This window comes from Thermomonospora umbrina (genome assembly GCF_003386555.1).
In the GTDB taxonomy this organism is placed as follows: Bacteria; Actinomycetota; Actinomycetes; order Streptosporangiales; family Streptosporangiaceae; genus Thermomonospora; species Thermomonospora umbrina.
This window is the reverse complement of sequence record NZ_QTTT01000001.1, coordinates 3,249,460-3,271,096: the sequence shown is the minus strand read 5'-3', so window position 1 is coordinate 3,271,096 and position 21,637 is coordinate 3,249,460. Positions and strand designations below refer to the sequence as shown.

17 protein-coding genes and 1 pseudogene are annotated in these 21,637 nt (G+C 73.0%); 9 read left to right on the top strand and 9 right to left on the bottom strand.

The annotated features are described in order from the left end of the window. Position 1 precedes the first annotated feature (1 nt). The 4 genes from DFJ69_RS14590 to DFJ69_RS14575 all read right to left on the bottom strand — a co-directional run bounded on the left by DFJ69_RS14590 (position 2) and on the right by DFJ69_RS14575 (position 6,845). The gene (locus tag DFJ69_RS14590; RefSeq protein ID WP_211328622.1) at positions 2 to 1,057 is read right to left on the bottom strand and encodes a PP2C family protein-serine/threonine phosphatase; all 1,056 of its coding nucleotides are present in this window, start codon (positions 1,055 to 1,057) and stop codon (positions 2 to 4) included. Between the two features lie 46 nt (positions 1,058 to 1,103). After that, on the bottom strand, positions 1,104 to 3,725 hold the full coding sequence (locus DFJ69_RS14585; protein WP_245974374.1) for a serine/threonine-protein kinase: 2,622 nt from the start codon (positions 3,723 to 3,725) through the stop codon (positions 1,104 to 1,106). After that, positions 3,725 to 4,927 (bottom strand): hypothetical protein, encoded by a 1,203-nt coding sequence (locus tag DFJ69_RS14580; protein ID WP_245974373.1) that lies wholly within the window; start codon positions 4,925 to 4,927, stop codon positions 3,725 to 3,727. Before DFJ69_RS14580 ends, DFJ69_RS14585 begins: the two co-directional genes overlap by 1 nt. A 193-nt stretch (positions 4,928 to 5,120) precedes the next feature. Further along, a complete protein-coding gene (locus tag DFJ69_RS14575; protein ID WP_116022988.1) occupies positions 5,121 to 6,845 on the bottom strand; it encodes a S1 family peptidase in 1,725 nt (574 codons plus the stop codon). Positions 6,846 to 7,113: 268 nt separating this feature from the next. Between DFJ69_RS14575 and DFJ69_RS14570 the strand changes: the two genes are divergently transcribed. Together DFJ69_RS14570 and DFJ69_RS14565 are read left to right on the top strand one after the other, a co-directional pair. After that, positions 7,114 to 8,541, top strand: a complete 1,428-nt coding sequence (locus tag DFJ69_RS14570) for an MFS transporter (RefSeq protein ID WP_116022987.1) — start codon at positions 7,114 to 7,116, stop codon at positions 8,539 to 8,541. 70 nt (positions 8,542 to 8,611) lie between these two features. Beyond that, positions 8,612 to 9,133, top strand: coding sequence for a WD40 repeat domain-containing protein (locus DFJ69_RS14565; protein WP_116022986.1), 522 nt, complete (start codon positions 8,612 to 8,614; stop codon positions 9,131 to 9,133). A gap of 19 nt (positions 9,134 to 9,152) precedes the next feature. On the opposite strand, the gene DFJ69_RS14560 is transcribed toward DFJ69_RS14565, so the two are convergent. The 3 genes from DFJ69_RS14560 to DFJ69_RS14555 all read right to left on the bottom strand — a co-directional run bounded on the left by DFJ69_RS14560 (position 9,153) and on the right by DFJ69_RS14555 (position 12,850). Beyond that, positions 9,153 to 10,715, bottom strand: coding sequence for a long-chain-fatty-acid--CoA ligase (locus tag DFJ69_RS14560; protein ID WP_116022985.1), 1,563 nt, complete (start codon positions 10,713 to 10,715; stop codon positions 9,153 to 9,155). A 76-nt stretch (positions 10,716 to 10,791) separates the two neighbouring features. Then, positions 10,792 to 10,962: a hypothetical protein gene (locus DFJ69_RS34295; protein ID WP_170177655.1), complete on the bottom strand. Its 171-nt coding sequence runs from the start codon at positions 10,960 to 10,962 to the stop codon at positions 10,792 to 10,794. A gap of 76 nt (positions 10,963 to 11,038) precedes the next feature. Then, positions 11,039 to 12,850, bottom strand: a complete 1,812-nt coding sequence (locus DFJ69_RS14555; protein WP_116022984.1) for a hypothetical protein — start codon at positions 12,848 to 12,850, stop codon at positions 11,039 to 11,041. A 921-nt stretch (positions 12,851 to 13,771) separates the two neighbouring features. Between DFJ69_RS14555 and DFJ69_RS14550 the strand changes: the two genes are divergently transcribed. Continuing rightward, positions 13,772 to 14,623 carry a serine hydrolase gene (locus DFJ69_RS14550; protein ID WP_116026634.1) on the top strand — a complete coding sequence of 284 codons (852 nt, stop codon included), beginning with the start codon at positions 13,772 to 13,774 and terminating at the stop codon, positions 14,621 to 14,623. Positions 14,624 to 14,691: 68 nt separating this feature from the next. Here DFJ69_RS14550 and DFJ69_RS14545 read toward each other — a convergent pair whose 3' ends face one another. Further along, the gene (locus tag DFJ69_RS14545; RefSeq protein ID WP_116022983.1) at positions 14,692 to 15,489 is read right to left on the bottom strand and encodes a hypothetical protein; all 798 of its coding nucleotides are present in this window, start codon (positions 15,487 to 15,489) and stop codon (positions 14,692 to 14,694) included. A gap of 503 nt (positions 15,490 to 15,992) precedes the next feature. Between DFJ69_RS14545 and DFJ69_RS14540 the strand changes: the two genes are divergently transcribed. The 3 genes from DFJ69_RS14540 to DFJ69_RS14530 all read left to right on the top strand — a co-directional run bounded on the left by DFJ69_RS14540 (position 15,993) and on the right by DFJ69_RS14530 (position 18,772). Then, positions 15,993 to 16,829 carry an alpha/beta fold hydrolase gene (locus tag DFJ69_RS14540; protein ID WP_116022982.1) on the top strand — a complete coding sequence of 279 codons (837 nt, stop codon included), beginning with the start codon at positions 15,993 to 15,995 and terminating at the stop codon, positions 16,827 to 16,829. Positions 16,830 to 16,937: 108 nt separating this feature from the next. Further along, on the top strand, positions 16,938 to 17,657 hold the full coding sequence (locus DFJ69_RS14535) for a response regulator transcription factor (RefSeq protein WP_245974371.1): 720 nt from the start codon (positions 16,938 to 16,940) through the stop codon (positions 17,655 to 17,657). Then, positions 17,654 to 18,772, top strand: coding sequence for a sensor histidine kinase (locus DFJ69_RS14530; protein ID WP_116022980.1), 1,119 nt, complete (start codon positions 17,654 to 17,656; stop codon positions 18,770 to 18,772). The genes DFJ69_RS14535 and DFJ69_RS14530 overlap by 4 nt, the downstream gene beginning before the upstream one ends. A gap of 39 nt (positions 18,773 to 18,811) precedes the next feature. Here DFJ69_RS14530 and DFJ69_RS14525 read toward each other — a convergent pair whose 3' ends face one another. Beyond that, complete coding sequence (locus DFJ69_RS14525; protein ID WP_116026633.1) at positions 18,812 to 19,192, bottom strand: hypothetical protein; 381 nt, start codon at positions 19,190 to 19,192, stop codon at positions 18,812 to 18,814. A 199-nt stretch (positions 19,193 to 19,391) separates the two neighbouring features. On the opposite strand from DFJ69_RS14525, the gene DFJ69_RS14520 reads away from it, so the two are divergent. The 3 genes and pseudogenes from DFJ69_RS14520 to mptB form a co-directional block, all read left to right on the top strand. After that, on the top strand, positions 19,392 to 19,727 hold the full coding sequence (locus tag DFJ69_RS14520) for an STAS domain-containing protein (RefSeq protein WP_116026632.1): 336 nt from the start codon (positions 19,392 to 19,394) through the stop codon (positions 19,725 to 19,727). Positions 19,728 to 19,810: 83 nt separating this feature from the next. Continuing rightward, positions 19,811 to 20,554, top strand: a complete 744-nt coding sequence (locus DFJ69_RS14515; RefSeq protein ID WP_116022979.1) for a glycosyltransferase family 2 protein — start codon at positions 19,811 to 19,813, stop codon at positions 20,552 to 20,554. Then, positions 20,551 to 21,528: pseudogene (gene mptB, locus DFJ69_RS35530) on the top strand (polyprenol phosphomannose-dependent alpha 1,6 mannosyltransferase MptB); the annotation flags it as partial. The gene DFJ69_RS14515 and the pseudogene mptB, both read left to right, overlap by 4 nt. Positions 21,529 to 21,637: the final 109 nt, after the last annotated feature.

The following is a 21,637-nucleotide window of genomic DNA, read 5'->3' as shown; positions in this document are numbered from 1 at the left end:
CTCAGCTCCTCGCCTCGCCGGCCGGGGGGACGTTCGTCGGGAAGGGGATCAGCACGACGGTCACGTTGTCGTGACCGCCGGCGTCGAGCGCCGTGCGCACCAGCGACCGGGCGATCTCCAGCGGCGGCCCCTGCGGACGCCGGGCGGCGGCCGTGTGCACCGCCTCGGCCATCTCGGCGGCCTCGGGCAGGTAGTTCCACAGGCCGTCGCTGCACACCACGATCATCCCGGGCCCGTCGGGACGGAACGTCTCGGCGCGCAACGCGATCTCGTCGGCGTCGGCGCCGAGCCAGGACGTGACCGTGTGGGCGCGTCGGTCGGCGTGCGCCTCGGCGGAGGTCATCACGCCCAGCGCCACCATCCGCGCCGCCCACGAGTCGTCGACGGTGAGGGCCGTGGACGGGCGGGCGCCGTTCCCGCCGGAGATCCAGTAGGCGCGGCTGTCGCCCGTCCAGCCGATGGTGACCTCGCCGTCGCCGACCACGGCGGACACGTACGTGCAGGCCGGCGCGTCATGGGGGGAGTCGGCCAGCGCGGCCACCGCCTTGGCGGCGCGGGCGAGCGCGGCGCGGGTGGCGGAGGCCGGGTCCGCGCCCGAGGAGAGCTGGGCGGTGAGCATGGCCGCGCCCGTCTCGGCCGCGACCTGCGAGGCGTCCTCGGGACGGGGCGCGGAGGACACCCCGTCGCACACCACCGCGATCACGTTCCCGCCGACCGAGGCGACCGCCATGGCGTCCTCGTTGCGGCTGTGCCGTAGGCCCCGGTCGCTCACCCCGACCGCCTCGGGGGTCTCCACCTCGACGTGCTCCCGGCCGCTGGGCTGGAGCACCCCGCACTGCTCGCAGTAGCCGTCGTCGCTGATCGCGGTGCCGCCGCACTCCGCGCACACCCGGACGCCCGGTGTGCTCGGGGGGGCGGCGGGCGGCGGCGGGCCGGGCGGGGGCAGGGTCGCCGGCGCCGCCCCGTGCAGGGACCGGCCGCACGCCTCGCAGAAGTCGTCGTCCGCGAAGACGGCCTCGCCGCAGTCCGGGCAGCGAGTGGCGGCCAAGGGTTCCATGTCGTCGTACGCCCCGATCAGTCGAGCCGGCGGTCGGTCGCGAAGGTCACCACAGCGTCCGGGGACGGACGGCGTTGGCCCTGTCCACGAGGCGGAGCCTGGCCTCCGGGTCGTCGGCGAGCCTGGCCAGCCCCCGGTAGGTCTCCTCCAGCCTGCGGCGCAGCGGGTCCTCGGCCATCGGCGCGCCGAGCACCTCCGGGCCCGGCTGCCGGTGCTCCAGCGCCCAGCCCAGCGCGGCCTCCAGGACCTCGGCGGTGAACCAGCCGGACCGTTCGGCGTCCAGCCGCAGCACCCCGAGCCGCCGTCCCGCCATGGCCAGCTCGTGCGGCGACAGCTCGGCGGGCCGCCGGCCCCGCACGGCGGCGGACACGGCGGCCAACTGCGCGGCCACGTGGTGGGTGGAGATGCGCGGCACCGAGTCGAGCACCTGAAGGGCGGCGGCCCGGTCGCCCATCGCCAGCCGCACCCGGGCCGCGCCGAACGCCGCGCTCACGTACGTCGGGTCGGTGCGGGCGACCATGTCGTAGAAGAACGCCGCCGCCGGCAGGTTGCCGCCGCACTCGTGGGCGAACGCCAACGCGAGCTTGGGCGGCATCTCCCCCGGCATCAGGTTGTAGATGTCGTCGAAGATCGCGACGGCCTCGGCGCAGTCGCCCCCGGCGAGCATCTGCAGGCCCTGGTACCAGTCGAGCCGCCAGTCGTCGGGGTGCGTGGCGTCCAGCTCCTGGATCAGCGCGCCGGCCTCGTCGAGGGCGCCCAGCTCGATGCGGACCCGGACCAGCATCATGCTGACCTCGGGCGACGCCACCGGGGCGGCGGCCAGCGCGGCGGCCAGGTCGGCGGGGTCGCGGGCGGTCAGGCCCGCCAGGAACCCGGCCGCCGGGTCCGAGCCGCTCACCTGCGGCGCCGGCAGCGCCGCCGCGGCGGCCCGCACGTGCAGCGGCGGCAGCACGGCGTCCCCGGCGGCGGCGTCCGTGGCGATCTCGGTGCCGGCGGTGCTCTGCTCCGGGCCGAACAGCGTGGACGGCGCGGGGCGGGGGCGGCCGTCCTCGGCGGCCAGCACCTCGCGCAGCACGCCGGTGAGCTGCTCGGCCATCTCCGCCGCGTCCTGGAACCTGTCCCCCGGCTCCGGATGCGTGGCCCGCAGCAGGAACCGGTAGTAGGACTCGTGCCGCATCAGCAGCGGCACCTCGTGCCGAGGCGGCAGCGTGGTCGCGTACTTGCCGGTGTAGCCCCGGAACGGGAAGCTCAGCACGGCCAGCGTCCGGGCGACCGTGAACAGGTCGGAGGTGACGGACGTGCCCTCGGATCCGATCTCGGGGGCCTGGTAGCCGACGGTGCCGAAGATCGGGCTGTCGTCGTCGTCGATCCGCCGGACCCCGCCGAGGTCGATCAGCTTGAGCTGCTCCTCGGACTGGATGGCGTTGTCGGGCTTGAAGTCGCAGTACAGCAGGCCCCGGCTGTGCAGGTACCCCATGGCCCGCAGCACCTCGATGCCGTACGCGATGACCTGCGTCAGCGGGAGCGTGGCGGTCTCGCCCTGCTCCTTGCGGCGCTGCGACAGGATGTCCTTGAGGGACTCCCCGCCGACGTACTCCATGACGATGTAGCCGACCAGCTCGCCGGTGCCCGGGTCGGGATGCTGGACGAAGTTGTAGATCTTGACGATGTTGGGGTGGTCGACCTGCGCCAGGTAGGCGCGCTCGGCGGCGGCGGCCTGCATGGCGTCCGCGTCACCGGAGTCGAGCAGGCCCTTGAGGACCCGCCAACTGTCGCTCACGTTCTTGTCGCGGGCCAGGTAGACCCAGCCCAGCCCGCCGTGCGCCAGCGCGCCGAGCACCTCGTACTGCCCGCCGACCAACTCGCCGGGCTGGAGCTTCGGCGTGAACGAGAACGCGTGCCCGCACTTGGGGCAGTAGCCCTCGGTACGACCCGGCCGCCCGTTCCGGCTCCGCCCCACGGGCTCGCCGTCCACGCTGCAGAACCGCCGGTTCTCCGGGACCTCGGGGTTGCGCATGATGGCGGTCGCCGGGTCCCGGTACGGGACGGGCGGCACCTCCACGAGACCCGCGCCGAGCATGCCCCGCCGCGACGAGCCCGTCGAACCGGTCCGGCCCGTCCGCGCGCTGCGCCCCGACGCCGTACGCCCGGACGCGGTCCGCCCCGAGCCGGTGCCGGCGGTTCCGCCGGTGCGCCCGGACACCCCGGAACTCCCGGCCCCCGACGGCGGCGCGGGCGGCGGAACGTACGGGCTGCCCGTCGGATATCCACCCTGCGCGGGCACGGAGGGCGAGCCGGGGGCCGCCCCTTGCGGCCCCCCGGACGCCCAGCCGGACGACGCCCCCTGCCCGGAACCCGAAGCCACCCCGGGCCCACGGCCGGGGCCGGGGGACACTCCGGAGCCCTGACCGTGCGCAGAGCCGGAAGCCATGCCAGGGCCCTGACCGTGCGCGAAGCCGGGAGCCGCGTGTTGCGCCTGACCCGAAGCCGGGCCGGCCCCGGAGGCGGACGCGGGGCCGGGCGTGCCGGGGGCTCGGCCGTGGCCCGGGGCCTGGCCGGGCGCCGGGGCCGCGCCCGGGGGTGGGGCGGGCTCGGGTGCGAGGCCGTCGACGTTGCAGAATCCGTCCTCGATGTAGCCCGGGCAGCCAGGCCGCGTGCACTTTTCCATCAGTCGGTACCTGTTTCGAGGGATCTCAGCACTCGCTGGTACTGGGCCAGCACGACGGTGGACTGTTGAAGATCGCAGGGGGCGGTCCACAGTAGCGCCCCGGCCTCTTCGTGAAGGCGGATGAGGTCGTGGTGCTCGGCGAAGCCCAGGCGGGCGGCCTTGACCCGGTAGGCGTCCAGGCGGCCTCGCAGCTCGTCGCGGCGTTCGAGCAGGCCGGCGATCAGGGTGCGGGCGCGGGTGGCCTGGTCGATCGCGGCGGCCACGGTGGACTCCAGGTCGGCGACCCCGTCCGCCAGCTCGGGCCAGCGGCCGGAGCCGTGGAGGGCGGCGAGCGCGTCCAGTCGTTCGCGCAGCACGGGGACGGGGTCGTGGGGCTCGTTCACACCGGGGGAGGCGATCTTGACCTGGACGGTGCGGTAGGCGGTGCGGGCCTCGTCCAGCACCGCGTCCAGCCGGGCCAGGGAGGTGCCGATGGCGGCCACGCGCTGCTCGTACCGCTCCCGTACCCGGGCGGCCTCGGCGAGGCCGGCGCGGACCTTGTCCAGGTCGGCGCGCGCCTGGTCGAGCCGGGAGGTGTCGGCGCGGCCGTCGCGGACGAGCGCCAGCGGATCGGTGCGGACGATCTGCCCGGCGGCGGCCAGCTCGCGGCCGATGCGGTCCAGCTCGGCGTCGCGGCCGGTCTCCAGCGACTGGGCCAGCCGGGCGCCCTCGCGCCAGCCCTCCTCGGCCTCGTCCAGGGGGCCGAGGAGCTGCTCCCAGGCGGCGTTGACGGCGGACACCAGGTCGATGACCTCGCCGTACACGGTGGTCATGCGTTCCACCGCGGCGTCGAGGGTGCAGCGTTCGGAGGTGGGGCCGAGCAGTGTGCGCTTCTCCAGCGGGATCTCGTCGAGGGGCAGTTCGACGGACGGGCCCTCCAGTAGGGCGCTCAGCTCGCGCAGCGTCGCGTCAGCGGGCTTGGACTGCCGGGCCCGCAGCTCGCCGGCCGTGTCCAGGACCCGCTGGTAGGCGTCGAACAGACGCCACAGCAGGAGGAGGCGGGCCTCGGCCTCCTCCCAGCGGCGGCGGGTTGCGCCGGCCAGCCGGGTGCCCTTGACGAGCTGGTAGCCGGGGTGGTTCTCCAGGTCGAGCAGGGCGGAGGCGATGCGGTCGCGGTCGTCGTTCAAAGAGCCGAGGGCATGGTCGACCGCGTCACGACTCATGGGCGTCGCACTCTTGTCGCTCACTGCCGCTGCCGCTCCGCGTCGTCGACCCCGCCTCTTCTACGCCTCCACGCTTGGACGCTCTTGACGTGAGTTGAGTTCAGGTTGCCGTCCCTTTTCCCGATCATCTGTGACCGGTGACATCATCCTCCGGCGAACGATCGTTGCGCCAGGGGTGCCGGGACGGCCGTGACTAGCGCGGCGGAGGGAGGGGACCCGCAGGTCCGGGCGGCTGGTGGGGCGGGTCCGGCGGGGGCGGGTCGTACCGCACGGGAGGGCCCTGCGGCGGCGGGGGCGGACCTTGCCGAAGGCCCTGCGGCGGGCCCGGCGGCGGTCGGTGCGGCCCCGGGGGCGGTGGCGCCATACCCCCGGGCGGTGTGGCGGACGGCCCCGGCGGCAGGGCCTGCGGCTGGTACGGGCCGGGCGGCGGGCCCGGCATCGGACCCGGACCATGCATCGGACCAGGGAACGGCGCGGGCCCGCCGGCGGGGGCGAGGCGGTTGCGTCGGCGTCTGCGGGTCAGGATGACGGTCCCGATGACGAGCGCCGCCAAGAGGAGGACCGCGCCCCCGATCCCGCCGCCGATGGCCACCTTGGTGCCGGTCGCCAGGGGAGTCTCGTCCTTGCCCTCCGTGATGGCGGTCTGCGAGTCGGAGATGTATTGGGCGACGTACGGGTGCGCGGAGTAGAGGTTCTGCGCCTCGCGGAACTTCGGCAGGGCCTTCTTGTAGTGGCGCTTGAAGAACAGGTCGAGCCCGGCGTTGTAGCTGACCGAGGCCGGTGAGGCGACCGGGCGCACGTTGTGCTCGCCGAGCTTCTCGTTGACCACGCTCACCGGCAGCACCAACTGCTCGTTCTGCGCGGTGCCCCCGTCGCCGTCGCCCAGGGTGGCGATGAGGATGCCGACGACCTTGCCGGAGTCGCCGATCACGGGCCCACCGGAGTTGCCGCCGTAGGCGGGGGCCTGGGTCTGGAAGTACGGCACGCCCTTCTGCGTGGTCCGGTTGGCATTGATGGGGCCCTGGGTGAAGGCCGGCTGGAGCCTGCTGTTGGGGCTCAGCGTCTCCTCGTTCGTGACCGTTCCGGGGAACCCGTCGATGTAGACGGAGCTGCCCACCTGAACGTCGGCGTCGGCTCCGAGGTCGAGGGTCGGCAGGTTCTGCTGTCCGGAGACCTTGAGGACCGCGACGTCCTTGCCGGGGTAGTTCTCGCCCTTGCCCACGACCTCGGCGGTGGTGGTGCGGGCGGTGTCGACGCCGCCACCGGGCTTGGTGAAGTTGACCGTGGTGACCTGTTCGAGCTTCTCCAGCTTGAGGTGCTCGACGTTGAACTTGGTGATGAGCTCGTCGGTCTTGCGCTTGAGCTCGTCGTCGACGTCCACCCCCTTGAGGATCTGGTCGCGGATCCGTTCGTCGTCGGCGGCGAGGTCCTCTCGGGCCTGCTTGGCGAACGTCGACGCGGTGAGGTCGCGGTCGGGCTCGACGCAGTGCGAGGCGGTGACCATGTGCCCGTGCGGGGTCACCCACCAGCCGGTGCACAGCGCGGTGGACTCCGCCTTGATCACACGGTCGTCCCCGGTCGGATTGAGATAGCGGTCGGGGTCCTTGAGCATCCGGGTGATCGCGGTCTTGACGAGGCTGCGCTGGTCGGTGGGGATCCGGCCGTTCACCGCGTCCCGGGCCACCTTGCGCAGCAGCGACTCGAGGTTGTCGGAGTCGAAGGCCGGGCGGGGCACCACCACGTCGGCGGAGATCTTGGTGGTCAGCAGTTGGACCGCGGGGTGGGTCTTGGCGGCGAGCCGGGTGGCCACCGGGACGTCCTTGTCGTCCTCGGCGTGCCCCGTCCCGGGCAGGGCCGCCGCGGGGACGACCGTGGCGGCCGTGAACACGACGAGCAGTGCGCCGATCGGCCTTCGCATAGCCGCTCCCTGTCTCCCACGCGGGTCCCCGACCGACCTCTCTCCGCCGAGTATCGGCGGTCCCGGGCCCCGCTCGTCAGCGCTCTGATCGACATCTCGTCACGGGTCTCGGGGGAGGTCGCCGTGACCTGCAAACCTCCCGATCGAGGCCGCATCCGGCCGGCCCGGCGGACCGGCCGCGGCGTGCGAACTTGACACCCCAGGGGGGTATGGTACGTTCCGTGGCGAACTTACCCCCCTGGGGTATCTGTGCGAAGGGAGCACCCCCATGTCCTCTCCCGACACCCGACCCGACCCGCGGCGGTGGCAGGCGCTCGCCGTGCTCGCCGCCGCCCAGTTCATGGTCATCATGGACACCTCGATCATCGGCGTCACCCTGCCCGAGATGCAGCGCGACCTGGGCTTCAGCCAGGGCGGCCTGCAGTGGGTGTTCAACGCCTACGTCGTCGCGTTCGGCGGCCTGCTGCTCCTCGGCGGCCGACTGTCGGACCTGCTCGGCGCCCGCCGGGTCTTCACCGCCGGATGGGCCGTCCTCATCGTGGGCTCGGTCGTCGCGGCGGCGGCGGGCGGCGCCACCACCGAGATCGTCGGCCGCGCCGTCCAGGGCGTCGGCGCGGCGCTGATCGCCCCCGCCTCGATGACGCTGCTCATGGTGCTGTTCGCCGGGCGACCGAGGGAGCTGCCCAAGGCGCTGGCCTTCTACGGGGCGGCGGCCCCGGCGGGCGGCACCGCCGGAGTGTTCCTCGGCGGCGTGATCACCGAATGGCTGAGCTGGCCGTGGGTGTTCGTCATCTACGTGCCGATCGGGCTGCTCACCCTCGCCCTGGTGCCGGCGTTGCTGCCCGCGGTGCCCGGACGTCGCGGCGGGCTCGACCTGGCGGGCGCCGCCGCCGTGACCGGCGGGCTCGCCCTGGCGGTGTACGCGATCGTGCAGGCCCCCGAACGGGGCTGGGGCTCGACCGCCACCGTGCTGCAACTGGCGGGGGCCGCCCTACTGCTGGCCGCGTTCGTCGGTCTGCAGCGGGTGGTGCGCGGCCCGCTGATGCCGCTGTCCGTGTGGCGCACTCCCGACCTGGCCGCCGCCAACGTGGCCATGACCCTGCTGGGGGCCGCGTGGATCCCGATGTGGTACTTCCTCAACCTGTACCTGCAGCAGGTCCTGGGCTACGGGGCGTTCCCGAGCGGCGCGGCGCTCGTTCCGATGACCGCGCTGATGATGCTGCTGATGGTGGGCGTGACCGGACGGCTCATCGCCCGGTACGGCACCAAGCCGCTGATCGTCACGGGCCTGGTCGTGCTCGGCGGAGGGTTGGCGCTGCTGTCGGCGGTCTCCCCGAGCGGGAGCTTCGTCACCGACGTGCTGCCCGGCTCGCTGGTGTCGGCGGTCGGCATGGCGCTGGTGTTCATCCCGGCCATGATGGCCGCCATCGGCCGGGTCGCCCCGGAGCAGGGCGGACTCGCGTCCGGCATCGTCAACACCACCTACCAGATCGGCTCGGCCGTGGGACTGGCCGCGATGACCGCCCTCGCCACCTCCCAGGGCGCGGACCGGCTCGGCGACCCGTCCGCGCTGACCGCCGGGTTCCAGGCGGCGTTCCTCGGGGCGGCGGTCGTCGCCCTGGCCGGTGCGGGCCTGGCGGCCGTCACCCTGCGCTCCCGCAAGGTGGGGGCCGGCGCGGTGAAGGAGACCGTCTGACCCTGCGCCAAGGGCCGCCCTCTCGCGGGGGCGGCCCTTTCGTCGGTGCCGAGGGGTATGTTCCGGGCGCATGACGCATCTCGATGTGACGCTGTCGTCGCTCGACCACTCCCCGCCCAGGTACTACCGGGTCGTCCTGGACGGCAGGCGACTCGTTCGCACCGCATGGCGGGAGGGTGGGCGTCCCCGCGAGACGGTCACCGACATCGGCGACGACCAAGACCCTTGGCGGACCTGGGAGAAGGCGCGCGACAAGAAGATGCGCGAGCGCTACAGCGCGTTGTCCGACCCCGCCACGACCGCGCACGGCGACGTGGTGCTGGAGATGCTCCCGCCCCATCGGAGCGTCACCGACTTCCTCGACCTGTCCGCCGACGGTCGCACCCTGGTCGTCGGAACGATGCTCAAGGAGGCGTACGGGGCGGAGATCCATCTGGTGGACGTCGCCACCCGCGAGCCCCTCCCCGCGTTCGCCGAGGAACGCCGGGACATCGGCTGGACGGGCCGTACCAAGACGTCCCGGTTCTCCGCCGACGGCACCCTTCTCGCCTCCGGCGGCGACGCCGGCCGCGTCGTCGTCCGCCGCGTCTGAGCCCGACGTCGAGCGTGGGTCAGTGGACGGCGCGTTCGTGGCCCTCCCAGTAGGGGAGGCGCAGCTCGCGTTTGAGGACCTTGCCGGTGAGGTTGCGCGGAATGGCGTCGACGAAGTCCACCGAGGTGGGGCACTTGAAGTGGGCCAGGCGTTCGCGGCAGTGGTCGATGATCTGCTGCTCGGTGACCTCGCCGGACTTCACCACGATGGCCTTGGGGGTCTCGCCCCACAGCTCGCTGGGCACGCTGATGACCGCGCAGTCGGCGACCTCGGGGTGGCCCATCAGGACGTTCTCCACCTCGGCGGGGTAGATGTTCTCCCCGCCCGAGATGATCATGTCCTTGACCCGGTCGTGGATGTAGAGGTAGCCGTCCTCGTCCAGGTAGCCCGCGTCCCCCGTACGAAACCAGCCGTCCTCCAGCAGCGCGGCGGCGGTCGCGTCGGGCAGGTCCCAGTAGCCCTTCATGTTCTGCGGGGACCGCACCAGGATCTCGCCGACCCGGCCCGTCGGCACCGGCTCCAGCGTGGCGGGGTCGGCGATCCGGAGGTCGGTGCCGTCGCCGGGGAGCCCGGCGCTGGCGAGCCTGCGGGGGTGGGGGCCGTCCGGGTCGTGGTCCTCCGGCGGCAGCGACGTGATCGCGCCGGTGGTCTCGGTCAGCCCGTACACCTGGCGGAACGCCGTGGTGGGCAACAGCTTCATGGCGCCGGTCAGCACCTCCCGACTGATCGGGGACGCCCCGTACAGCAGCAGCCGCAGGCTCGACAGGTCGCACTCGGCGACCTGCGGCATGTTCTGCCAGAACAGCAGCAGCACCGGCACCAGGAAGATGTGCGTGACCCGGTGGCGTTCGATGTCCTGGGCGATGCCGAGCGGGTCGGGCTCGCGGGAGATGACCCCGGTGACGCCGTCGAACACGACCGCGACGCTGAGCGCGTTGCCCGCGATGTGGTACATCGGCATCGCGACCATCAGCCGGGCGTCCTCGTCGATGCCCCACAGCTCGCCGGTGTTCGGCAGCATCGACAGGAAGTTGTCGTGGGTGAGCATCACGCCCTTGGGCAGCCCGGTGGTGCCCGAGGAGTAGAGCTGGACGAAGACGTCGGAGGTGTCGACGTCGTGCGGCGGCGGAACGGGCTCGTACGCGGCGACCCAGCGCGCGTAGTCGAGACGCGGCTCCGCCGTTCCCTCGCCGTCGATCACCACCTGATGGGTGGTGTGGACGAGGTCCCCGGCGATGGCGTCCAGCACGGGGACGAACTCGGAGCCGACGATCACCACCTTGGCGCGGGCGTTGTCGACGATGTAGGCGACCTCGGACGGCGCGAGCCGATAGTTGACCGGCACCTGAACGGCCCCGATGCGGGCCGCGCCGAAGAGCTGCTCGACGTACTCGATGGAGTTCTTGTCGAGGATCGCGACCCGGTCCCCGGCCCCCACTCCGGCGGCGTGCAGCGCCGCGGCGGCCCGGTCGACCCGTTCGTCCAGCTCGCGATAGGTGATCTCGCGGTCACCGTAGTGGTACGCGACGGTCTCGGGGGCGGCCTGCGCGCGTTGACGGAGCACATCGGTCAGAGCCTGCATGAACGTCCCTTTCGCCGGCGGCGGCGTTCGGAAGCCCATCCTGCGATATGCGATCAATCTCACACAAGGGGGCGCGTCAGCGTCGCCCGCCCGACTTCGCCACCAGCGTGACGACCAGCATCACCGCCGCCGCCACCAGACCGATGAAGAAGAACATCTTCAACGTCGACAGGACCGCGCCGATCACCGAGAAGACCAACCAGACGGCCAGCCCGATCCCCGCGCCCTTCAGCAGTATTCGACCCATGCCGCCACGGTAGCCGGCGCGCCGATCAACGTCATCCCCCTGGGGCATGACGTCGTCGACACCCGGCCGCCCGGGCTCACCAGCAGGTGTACGTGACGCTGGCGGTGCCCCCGGGTGCGAACCGCACGCTGCCCGCCCCCTGCCCGCGGGCGTAGCAGGGCACGGTCGGCCGGACGGTCACGGTCACGGTCACCGAGCTGCCCGCGCTCAACAGCCCGCTGCCACGGGCGGACACGCGGGCGATCCCGGAGTTGACCGAGGAGACCGCCCAGCGGACGTACCCGCCCACCGCGGTGAGCCGCACATGGCAGGTCCGGCTGACCGGAGCGGTCACCCGCTGACAGTCGGAGTCGCTGATCGCCAGCCTGCCGGGACCGGTCTCCTGCCTGGGACGCCGAGGAGTCGGCGGCTCCGGCTGACGGGGGCGGGACGGCCGCCCTTCGGGCGATCGTTCACGCGGGCTCTGCGGCGTCTTGGTGGCCGACGGCCGCGCGGACGGGGACGATGACGGTCGACCCGCGTCCGCCGGGGGCAGCACGGCGTTGTACCCGGGGGCCGCCAGCGGCGGCTTGCGAACGGGGTCGTCGCCTTCGGGCGGCTCCGACATGACGAGCAGGATGACGAAGACGACCAGCCCGGTGGCCGCGAACAGCGCAGCCCCGGCCTCGGTCCGCCGCCCACGCCGCCCCAGGGTCGCGCCCGAGGTCTCCTGACGCCCGAGGACGGGTTCCGCCGCCGGCGGCTTCGAGCCTCGGCGGCGGCGCTCCTGCACGCGTCCGGTGGCCTTGCGAAGGCCCTCCCCGGCCCCGATCCGGGACCCTCGCTTCGCCCCGGGCATCGCGGCGACGGCGGCGACCCGGCGATCGGCGTCGCGGTCCACGGCCTCCCAGTCACCGGCGTCGCGGTCGCCTTCCCGGTCCGCAGCCTCCCGACCGCCGGCTCCACGACCGCGGGCCGCGCGGCGCCGGGCTGCGCGGTCGTGGGCCGGGCGGCCGTCGGCGCCCTGGTCCGCGGCTCCGCGTGCCGCTCCTTCGTGGTCGTGGTCACCGGCTGCGCGGGCGTCGGCGTCGCGGCCGTCGGCCGAGTGATCGTCGGCCCCGCGGCCCACGGCCCCGCGCCCATCGGCGTAGCGACCGTCGGCTGCGCGGTCTGCGACTCCGCGGCCTGCGGCCTCCCGGTCGTCGGCCTCGTGGCCCACGGCTCCGCCGCCATCGGCGTGGCGGGCCCCGGCTGCGCGGTCTACGACCCCGTGGTCGTCGGCGTACCGGTCGTCCCCCGCTCGACCATCGGACCGCGTGTTCTCCCCGACTGCGGCGCGTCGTTCGTCGACCTCGACGGGATCGGGCTCCGCGGCGTCGGCGAGGTCGTCCGAGTCCTTCCTCGCCCACGGGCCCTTGATGACGTTGGGTGCGGGGCGGTCCGCGGGCTCGTCCCGGTCCTGGGCCTCGCGGGTCCGGGAGGTGAGCGGCGGCGAGAACGTGATCTTCACGCGTCCCTGCAGCTCCGCGGCCCGTTCGGGGGAGACGCCGAGGACCTCGGCCACCTCGGCGGTGCCGAGGCCGTGGTCGATGACGAGTTCGGCGGCCTCGCGCTCCAGCTCGCCCAGCGCGTCCAACTCGAAACGGAAGCCCGCACGGCCGGCCTCGGGCTCCTCCTCGTGCCGGGGCGACGGCAGGAGCGGCGGGGCCTCGCCGGCCTCGAGCCGGTCCAGGCACTCCGACCGGACGAGCGCGTACAACCAGGCTCGGAGACGTGTGGCGTCCGGGACCTCGTCCGCCTTGTCACGCGTCCCCCGCACCGCGGCGCGGACCGCCTCGACGGCCGACTCCCGATCCCCGAGCAGTGCCTCCGCGTAGCCGTGCAGCCGGGGGCCGTAGGCGTCGTTCACGAAGGTGGGCGCACCCGGATGTCCCGCGCGAAGCGTGTCCGACAGCCGGATGTCGTCAGATCGATCCCGAGGTGGATAGAAGGGCACCAAACCTCCCGCACAGCGTGGCGCATAACTCTAGGACACGGCGACCGGACCGGTCACCGTGGACCAGTCAGGGACCTGCAGCGGGACAGCGTTGGGCTGGGACATGAGTATGACCCGCGTGACGCCTCTGGCTGTTGTGATCAGAGAGCAAAGTCGCCGACCGCACCTTGTCAGTCAAGTGATAGACCCTGGAACGCCCCGGATCGGACGCCCTCCCGGCCGCCGCGGCGGCCCCCCACATTTCATGATCATGAGATTCGCTCCCTCGCCGGCACCCGCGAGCTCTCCCTGAATCCCGCCGAAGCGGGCGTTCTCCTCGATCGAGTCCAAACCTACCGACCCTGCGTGCGCCTGGCATCACTCTTTTCCAGGAAACACCAGGCCAGGACGGAAACAACCGCCCCGGAACGGTCCATGATCGATCCTCAGCCGGTTTTCAGGCCGCTTGCCGCTCGTCTTCAGTTCCGACCGCCACCGTCGTGCCATGCGAACGGTTCGAACGAACGACGCGCCCTCGGGGCCGAACGACCCGCCCGTCGACGGACCCACCGGCGCGCCCGTCCCCCGCCCATCGGGCCACGGCCCCGAGTCCCGCGCGAACCCATGAGATCCCCCACCAGTCCGGACACACGATCGCGCCGCGACCCGAGCACGAACACCGGCCCCGACGCCGAACGCGCGCCGAGCCCGGGTACACCGGACATCGAGGCACGCACGAGCCCGTGCACCGACCCGAGGAGGACCAATGCCGAGTCGGACCCTCCCGGCCCATCCACGAGGTCGAGGTGGCGGCTGCCCTACCGGCTCACGCTGCTCGGGGCGGTGTTCCTGATCATGACGAGCCTGATCAGGATCAACACCCCGGCCGTGGAGCGGGTCAGCGCCCTCCCGGACCCCACACCCAGCGACGCCGTCGCCTCCGCCCCCACCCCGAGCACCACCGACCCCGCCCCCGACACCCCGGCATCCCCGCAGCTCGACCGCCGCGCACTCGCCCAGGCCATCGACAAGGCGGTACGGGGCGACGCGCGCCTGTCGGTCGCGATCCGCGACCTGACCACCGGGGTCTCGTACACCTACGGCTCGCAGCGGCGATTCACCACGGCGAGCATCGTCAAGGTCGACATCCTCGCGGCCCTGTTGCTCCAGGCCCAACGCCAGGACCGGCGGCTCACCTCCACCGAGGAGAGCCTGGCCGACCGCATGATCGTGCACAGCGACAACGCCGCCGCCGACGCGCTGTGGTCCGCCATCGGCGGCGCCCCCGGGCTGACGCGCGCCAACCGATCGCTCGGCCTGCGCGAGACCACCGCGACCAGCGCCAGTTGGGGCCTGACCCGCACCAGCGCACGCGACCAACTCCGTCTGCTGAACGCGCTCACCTCCGACGAAGGCCCGCTCAACGAACGCAGCCGCCGCCACGCGCTCGACCTCATGCGCTCGGTCGACGCGACCCAGGCGTGGGGCGTCAGCGCCGGCACGGCTCCCCGCGACGACATCGCCCTCAAGAACGGCTGGCTCCCCCGTTCCACGGACGGAGGCCGCTGGATCATCAACAGCATCGGCCGCATCGACGGCGACCACGACTACCTGATCGCCGTCCTCTCCGACCGCCATTCCTCCATGGCCTCGGGCATCGACATGGTCGAACACGTCACCGAGACCGTCATGGAGGCCATGGCGTGACACCGCCCAAACACGGCGCCCCCCGGGACGCCGCCGACCTCAGGGCACCCGGGAGGGCCTCATCGCGGTCAGCCGGTCAGCCGCGACCGGTCGGTGGGCACGATGACCTGGCCCGACACGAACTCGCTCCACAGGCCGAAACGCAGCGTCGCACCCGGACGGGCGGTGGTCTCCGCGAAGCCGACCGTGCGGCCGTGATGGACGCGCGTCGCACCGAACGACAGTTGGAAGCGGGTGGTGCCCACCCGGTTCTGGGGCGGCACGGAGGTGACGGGGAGGATCTCGTCCAAGGCCCACCGGTAGTCCCCGCGATAGGGGTCGGCGACGCGTTCCAACGTCTGCTCCAGGAGCGTCCCCGCACCGGGGATGACGACCAACACACCGGGGCGTTCCCCGATCCGGGTGTTGAAGGCGAGCACGTCCTGCGCCCGCCCCCCGGGGAATTCGGCCCGACCGCCGCCGATCCGGGACCCTGGCGGGCAGGCGTCCGTACCCCGCGCCTCGATGACCGTACGGTCACAGGTGGGGAACGCGTCGGGGCGGAAGCGAATCGACCGGTCGAACAGGAACACGAAGCGGCGGGCCCCCGCCGGCACGTCCCCCGTGGCGGCACGGCTCCGCCGGTCGAACACCAAGGTCACGCTCCGCCCCGCCCCCTTTGTCGCCGTGACGTCCAGGGTGTCGATGTTCCGGGTCACGTCGACGTCCGGCTCGTAGGGCCGCTGCAACCCACCGGGCGCCGGATCGGGCGGCACCCCACCGGCTCCGGCTCCGGCTCCGGCCGAGGTGAGCGCGGGCGCGGGAGCGGCCGCGAAGGCGGACGCCATCACTCCGACGACGACCACCGTCCGGGCGATGCGGCTCATCGGGTACCTCCAGAGGGTTGGGAAGTCCGGGATCGGTCGGGGATGTCGACGACCACCTGATCAACACGGTCCGAAAGGCGGGATAAAGCGATCCCACCGCGATCACCTCAAGCCGTCACGCCGACCGACGGCGGCCCGGGCGATGAGTCGGCCCTCCGTCGCCGACGGCAGGCGAGGGTGCCGATCACCGAGAGCGGACCCTGCGGGCGGACCGGCAGGACCGGCAGGACCGGCGGTGGGCCGAGCGGTCATGGACTTTCCCCTCGGCGCAGTGATCGGTCGCGGAGCCCTTGTCCGACCGCCATCCGGCGAGGCCCGGGCCCCTCGCCTTCCCCGCAGGTAGCGGCCCGGTCACCCTGCGACGCGAATCACGGGCTACCCACCGGTAGGAAAATTGTCAACAGAGTGCTAAAGGGATCCGGCATTTGGCGCACCGGCGTGGTTTCCCCCTCCTCTGACTTTCAGGGACGCTGCTCTACAGCGGACACCAGTGGGAGGAAGACATGCTGGCTTATGAGCGGGTCGGAGCCGGTGAGCCCCTGGTATTGCTGCACGGAATCGCGCACCGACGCCAAGCCTGGTATCCGGTCGTGGATCGACTCTCCCGGCACCGTGAACTGATCCTGGTGGACCTGCCGGGGCACGGCGAGTCGCCCAAGCTGGCCAGGGGTCGGTCCCCGTCCGAGACCGTCGTGGACGAACTGCTGACCTTTTTCCAGCAGGCCGGCCTGGACCGACCGCATATCGCGGGCAACTCGATCGGCGGCCTGTTCGGGCTCAAATTGGCCTCGCTCGGCGCGGCCCGTAGCGTCACCGCCCTTTCCCCGGGCGGATTCTGGTATTCCTACGCGGACTTCGCCTACACCTTGGGCCTTTTCGGCGGGGTGATGGGTGTCGGCACCGTGCTGAGCCCGTTCGCCAAGAAGCTGACGGCGACCAAGGCGGGTCGGGCGCTGCTCTTCTTCTGGATCTACAACTCGCCGACCAAGGCCGATCCGGAACTGGCCCTCGGCGACTATCGCGCACTGCTCCGCGCGCGCCTCACCATGTTGCGGTTCATCACCGTCGGCGCCCCGTTCCGCGACTCCATTCCCTCGGACGTCCCGGTCACCATCGCCTGGTCGCGCCGGGACATGGTCCTGCCGCCATACCAGGCCCGGGTGGCCCGTAAGCGGATGCCGGACGCGCGGCACTTCGACCTGCCCCGCTGCGGCCACGTCCCGATGGGCGACGACCCCGACCTGGTCAGCCGGATCATCCTCGACGGCAGCAACTCCATCGACCCGGACCGCAACGCCCCCACCTGGTGGGACGCCGACATGGGCGGCACCACCGGCTGACCGGGCGCACCCGATGACGCGGGTGCGGCGGCGGCTCGGACATGAGGAGTCCCTTACGGCGGGCGTTCGCGCTCGCCTCCGATGAGCCGGCGCGCCTACGGTGTGAGTGTGGGCGACGAGATCACCGGGCGAATCCTGGTCGTGGACGATGACCCGACCGTGGCCGAGGTGGTCATGCGCTACCTCGTCCGGGACGGGCACGAGGTCGAGTGCGTGGCCGACGGGCGGGAGGCGCTCGGTGCGGCGGCGGCCCGGCCGCCGGACCTGGTGGTGCTGGACCTGATGCTGCCGGGGATCAACGGCCTCGAGGTGTGCAGACGACTGCGGGAGGCGTCGGCGGTCCCGGTGGTGATGCTGACCGCGTTGGGGGAGGAGACCGATCGGCTGGTCGGTCTCGAGCTGGGCGCGGACGACTACGTCACCAAGCCGTTCAGCCCTCGCGAGTTGGCGCTGCGGGTGCGGTCGGTGCTGCGTCGCGCCAAGGGCGGGTCGGCTCCGGCGGGCCGGGGGCCGGGGCGCGTCGACGACGGGGACCTGCGGGTGGACCTGGGGGCCCACGAGGCGGAGTTGGCGGGCGAGAAGCTGAGCCTGACCGCCCGCGAGTTCGACCTCCTGGCGTACCTGATGCGGCATCCCCGACGCGCCTTCACCCGCGACGAGCTGCTCGAACGCGTGTGGGGCTGGTCCTTCGGCGACTCGTCCACGGTCACCGTCCACGTCCGCCGGCTGCGGGAGAAGATCGAGAACGATCCGACCGCGCCCCGCCGGATCGTGACGGTGTGGGGCGTGGGCTATCGGTACGAGCCGGAGGACGACGGAGCGCCGTGATCCCGTTCGAGGAGCTGCTGTGGGTGGCCTGGTACGCGGCGCTGGCCGCGTCCGTGGTCGCGGTGGTCGGGCTGGTGCTGCTGCACCTGCTGCGCGGCCGGTCGGTCGCCACCCAGCTCGTCGTGGTCGGCGCGGCGACGGTGCTGGCCACCGTGTCCGGCATCGTGGTGATCACGCTGATGATGTACCTGGACGAGCACGACCGTTCCGTGGCGCTGGCCGTGGTGACGGCCGCCGGCGCGGTGGCGATGGGCGTCTCGGCGCTGCTCGGGCGGCGGCTCGTCGCGGCCAACCGGGTGCTGGTGGACGCCGTCCGCGCCGACCCGTACCGTCCGCCGGGCGTACGGCTGCCGGCCGAGCTGGCGGAGCTGGCCCGCGAGCTGGACGCGGCGTACGGTCGGCTGGCGCAGGCGCACGAGCGCGAGCAGGCGCTGGAGGCGAGCCGCCGGGAGCTGGTCGCCTGGGTCAGCCACGATCTGCGGACGCCGCTGGCGGGTCTGCGGGCGATGGCGGAGGCGCTGGAGGACGAGGTGGTCGCCGACCCGGAGACCGTCCGCGACTACCACGGCCGGATCCGCGTGGAGACCGACCGGCTGACCGGGATGGTGGACGACCTGTTCGAGCTGTCCCGGATCCACGCGGGCGCGCTGCGCCTGTACCGGCGACGGGTCGGTCTGGACGACCTGGTCGCGGAGACCATCGCGGGAACGGAGCCGCTCGCGCGGGCCAAGGGCGTCCGGCTGCGCGGCGAGGCCGGCGCGGGCATGCCGCTGGAGGTGGACGCCGGGGAGCTGGGGCGGGCGCTGCGCAACCTGGTGGTGAACGCGATCAGGCACACGCCGAGCGACGGCACGATCGAGGTCGTCGGGGCGGTCGAGGACGGCATGGCCTGCGTGACGGTGTCCGACGCGTGCGGGGGCATCCCCGAGGACGATCTGCCGCGCGTGTTCGACGTGGCGTTCCGGGGCGAGGCGGCGCGGACGCCGGGCGGCGGGGGCGCCGGTCTGGGGCTGGCGATCGCCCGGGGCATCGTGGAGGCCCACGAGGGCGAGATCGGGGTGGCGAACGAGGGCCCCGGCTGCCGTTTCGTCATCCGTCTGCCGCTGGCCCTGTAGCGGCGCACGTTCGTCACCGCCTCGGCGGGCGGCGGTCGGCTAGCGGCCCAGGGACTCGTCGATGGTGCGGAAGGTGGGGCAGGGCCAGCGCCACATGCAGGCGCGGCAGCGCTGGATGGGGTGGTCGGGGTCGCTGGTGATGCCGCCGGCGTCCTGGGGTTGGTGCAGCTCGACGAGGCGGAGGGCGAGTTCGGCGAAGGCGAGGACCTCGTCGCGGGCGCCACTGAGGAAGGCCAGGTCCGCGCGGGAGAGCCGCGCCGTGATCGGGACGAAGCCCTCGCGGTTGATCAGGCGCGACAGGTACTGGCTGGAGGAGTTCCACGAAGCGGACTTCTCCGACCGGGCCCGGATCGCCTCCAGGCGCTCACGAAGGCGCTCCCGGCGTGGGTCGCCTCCCGACTGGCTGGGCCGTTGCTGCACCCGGACAGCATCCCGCACGGACCGCCGGACCGAGGGCGAATTCCGCAGTTCACCGGGCCTGGGAACGTTCCGGAACCGGGCGCCGGCGCCGAAGTGGGCGCATTGCGGCGCCGGACGACGACGGACGGCGACCGGCCCGCCGCACGGGTCCTGTCAACTCCCTGGTCACGGCGGGTGCCGGGGGGATAGTGTGCGGCTCGTGGAGCTAAACGTCTCAACTTCGTCTCAGGAAGGTCACGCCGTCGTCACCGCGACCGGCGAGCTCGACCTGTACACCGCGCCGCGCCTGCAGACCGCTCTGGCGACCGTGCTGCACGACCGGGCGGTCAGCGTGGTGGTCGACCTGAGCGGCGTGGAGTTCTGCGACTCCACCGGGATGAACGTGCTGCTGGGCGCGATGAAGCGGCTCAACGATCGGGGCGGCAGCTTCGAGCTGGCCGGGCCCCGCCCGTCGGTCCGGCGGATCTTCCAGGTCACCGGGCTGGACACCGTGTTCACCATCACCGACGGCGTGCCGGCCGCCGGCCCGCGCTGACCGACGTCCGTCCGGAACGCCCGCCCGGGACGCTCGCGTCGAACGGCGGGGACGTTCCCGCGACCCGCACTACGATCGACCGCATGCAGTCACAGGAACGACCCGACGGGGACGTGGCGGTCGTCATCCCCGCCAAGGACGAGGGCGACCGGATCGCGGCCACCGTCAAGGCCGCCTGCGAACTGCCCGGCGTCGGCCTCGTCATCGTCGTGGACGACGGCTCGTCCGACCGCACCGGGGCGGTCGCTGCCGAGGCCGGGGCCAGGGTGGTGCGGCACAGCCGCAACCGGGGCAAGGGCGCGGCGATGGAGACCGGCGCGGAGGCCGTCCGACTGCTGGACGAGGGCCGTGACACCCCCCGCCACCTGCTGTTCCTCGACGCCGACCTGGGCGACACCGCGAGCGGGGCGGCCCCGCTGATCGAGCCGGTGCGGCGCGGCGAGGCCGATATGACCATCGCCGCGTTCACCACCACGGTCAAGCTCGGCGGGCACGGCCTCGTGGTGCGGCTGTCGCGGGACGGCATCCGCCGCGCCACCGGCTGGGAGGCGACCCAGCCCCTCAACGGGCAGCGCTGCCTGACCCGGGCGGCGTTCGACACGGGCCTGCCGTTGGCCGCCGGGTTCGGCGTGGAGACGGGGCTCACCATCGATCTGCTGAGGGCGGGCTTCCGCGTCCTGGAGGTCGGGGTGCCGCTCGCCCACCGGGCCACCGGCACCGACTGGCGGGCCCAGGTCCACCGCGCCCGGCAGTTCCGCGACGTCGGCAGGGCGCTGGTCGCGCGGGAGCCCGTGGTCGTGGCCCGGCTCGCCTGCCGTCGCAGGTGACCTCCCTGGACTCCGTCCGGACGGACGGCCCCGCCGCAGGCGCCCCGTCACGACCCCGCATCCTGGGCCTGGCCGGGCTCGCCCTGACGAGCGCCTCGCTGGCCTGCTTCCTGCTCACGGCGCTGCTCGGGCCGTCGGCGACGCAGCCGTTCCTGCCCGGCACGGAGGCGTTGCCCTACTCCCTGGACGTCGAGGTCCCGCTGCGTCTGGCGATCGGCCTGGTCGTCCTGGGGATCCTGCTGGGCGCGTCCGGGCTCGGGCTGTGCCTGCTCGCGGTGCGGCGGGGGTGGCTCTGCTCCGCGAAGCCCCTGATGGCGGCCGGTCTGCTGGTGGCGGCGGCGTTCGCGATGATGCCCCCCGTCGGCTCGACCGACCACCTCAACTACGCGGCGTACGGGCGGATGGCCGTCACGGGCCACGACCCGTACGCCACCAAGGCGATCGACATGCCCGGCGATCCGGTCGCGGGCGCGGCCGAGGAGTGGCGGCACACGCCGTCGGTGTACGGGCCGATCGCCACGGCGCAGGAGGCGTTCGCCTCGTGGGTCGGCGGCGACTCGCTGCGGATCACGGTGCTGGTGCTGTCGATCACCAACGCGCTCGCGTTCGTGCTCACGGGCCTGATCCTTTACCGGGTGTGCCGCAGCCCGCAGGGGCGGCTCCGCGTGGCGCTGCTGTGGGCGTTGAATCCGCTGATGCTGTTCCACCTGGTCGGGGGCGCCCACAACGACGCCCTGTCGATCCTGGCGGCGGTGGCCGCGCTGGCCGTGTTCATCCGGATCTCCCGGCCCGTGCCGAGGGCGCTGGTGTCGGGGGCCCTGCTGGGGGTCGCCGCCGCGATCAAGTTCCCGGCGGCGCTGGTCGGCGGCGGGCCGGCCTGGACGATGCTGCGCGAACGCCGCGTCGGTCGGGCGGCGGCCCTGTTCGGCGCGTCCGGGGCGGTCGCCGTGATCTCCTTCGCCCTCGCCGGGCCCCATGCGTTCGACCAGGTCAGACGGGCCGCCAACTCGGTGTCGCTGTCGAGCCCCTGGCATCTGCTGGACGCGGCCATGGGTGTCAACCAGCACCGGATCGTCATCCGGA

What these genes read in the sequence shown, in the direction of transcription:
- DFJ69_RS14590 (WP_211328622.1), bottom strand. Translation starts at nt 1,057, where the DNA reads ATGGAACCCTTGGCCGCCACTCGCTGCCCGGACTGCGGCGAGGCCGTC.
- DFJ69_RS14515 (WP_116022979.1), top strand. Translation starts at nt 19,811, where the DNA reads ATGCAGTCACAGGAACGACCCGACGGGGACGTGGCGGTCGTCATCCCC.
- DFJ69_RS14550 (WP_116026634.1), top strand. Translation starts at nt 13,772, where the DNA reads ATGACGAGCCTGATCAGGATCAACACCCCGGCCGTGGAGCGGGTCAGC.
- DFJ69_RS14575 (WP_116022988.1), bottom strand. Translation starts at nt 6,845, where the DNA reads ATGCGAAGGCCGATCGGCGCACTGCTCGTCGTGTTCACGGCCGCCACG.
- DFJ69_RS14570 (WP_116022987.1), top strand. Translation starts at nt 7,114, where the DNA reads ATGTCCTCTCCCGACACCCGACCCGACCCGCGGCGGTGGCAGGCGCTC.
- DFJ69_RS14580 (WP_245974373.1), bottom strand. Translation starts at nt 4,927, where the DNA reads ATGAGTCGTGACGCGGTCGACCATGCCCTCGGCTCTTTGAACGACGAC.
- DFJ69_RS14545 (WP_116022983.1), bottom strand. Translation starts at nt 15,489, where the DNA reads ATGAGCCGCATCGCCCGGACGGTGGTCGTCGTCGGAGTGATGGCGTCC.
- DFJ69_RS14565 (WP_116022986.1), top strand. Translation starts at nt 8,612, where the DNA reads ATGACGCATCTCGATGTGACGCTGTCGTCGCTCGACCACTCCCCGCCC.
- DFJ69_RS14540 (WP_116022982.1), top strand. Translation starts at nt 15,993, where the DNA reads ATGCTGGCTTATGAGCGGGTCGGAGCCGGTGAGCCCCTGGTATTGCTG.
- DFJ69_RS34295 (WP_170177655.1), bottom strand. Translation starts at nt 10,962, where the DNA reads ATGGGTCGAATACTGCTGAAGGGCGCGGGGATCGGGCTGGCCGTCTGG.
- DFJ69_RS14585 (WP_245974374.1), bottom strand. Translation starts at nt 3,725, where the DNA reads ATGGAAAAGTGCACGCGGCCTGGCTGCCCGGGCTACATCGAGGACGGA.
- DFJ69_RS14560 (WP_116022985.1), bottom strand. Translation starts at nt 10,715, where the DNA reads ATGCAGGCTCTGACCGATGTGCTCCGTCAACGCGCGCAGGCCGCCCCC.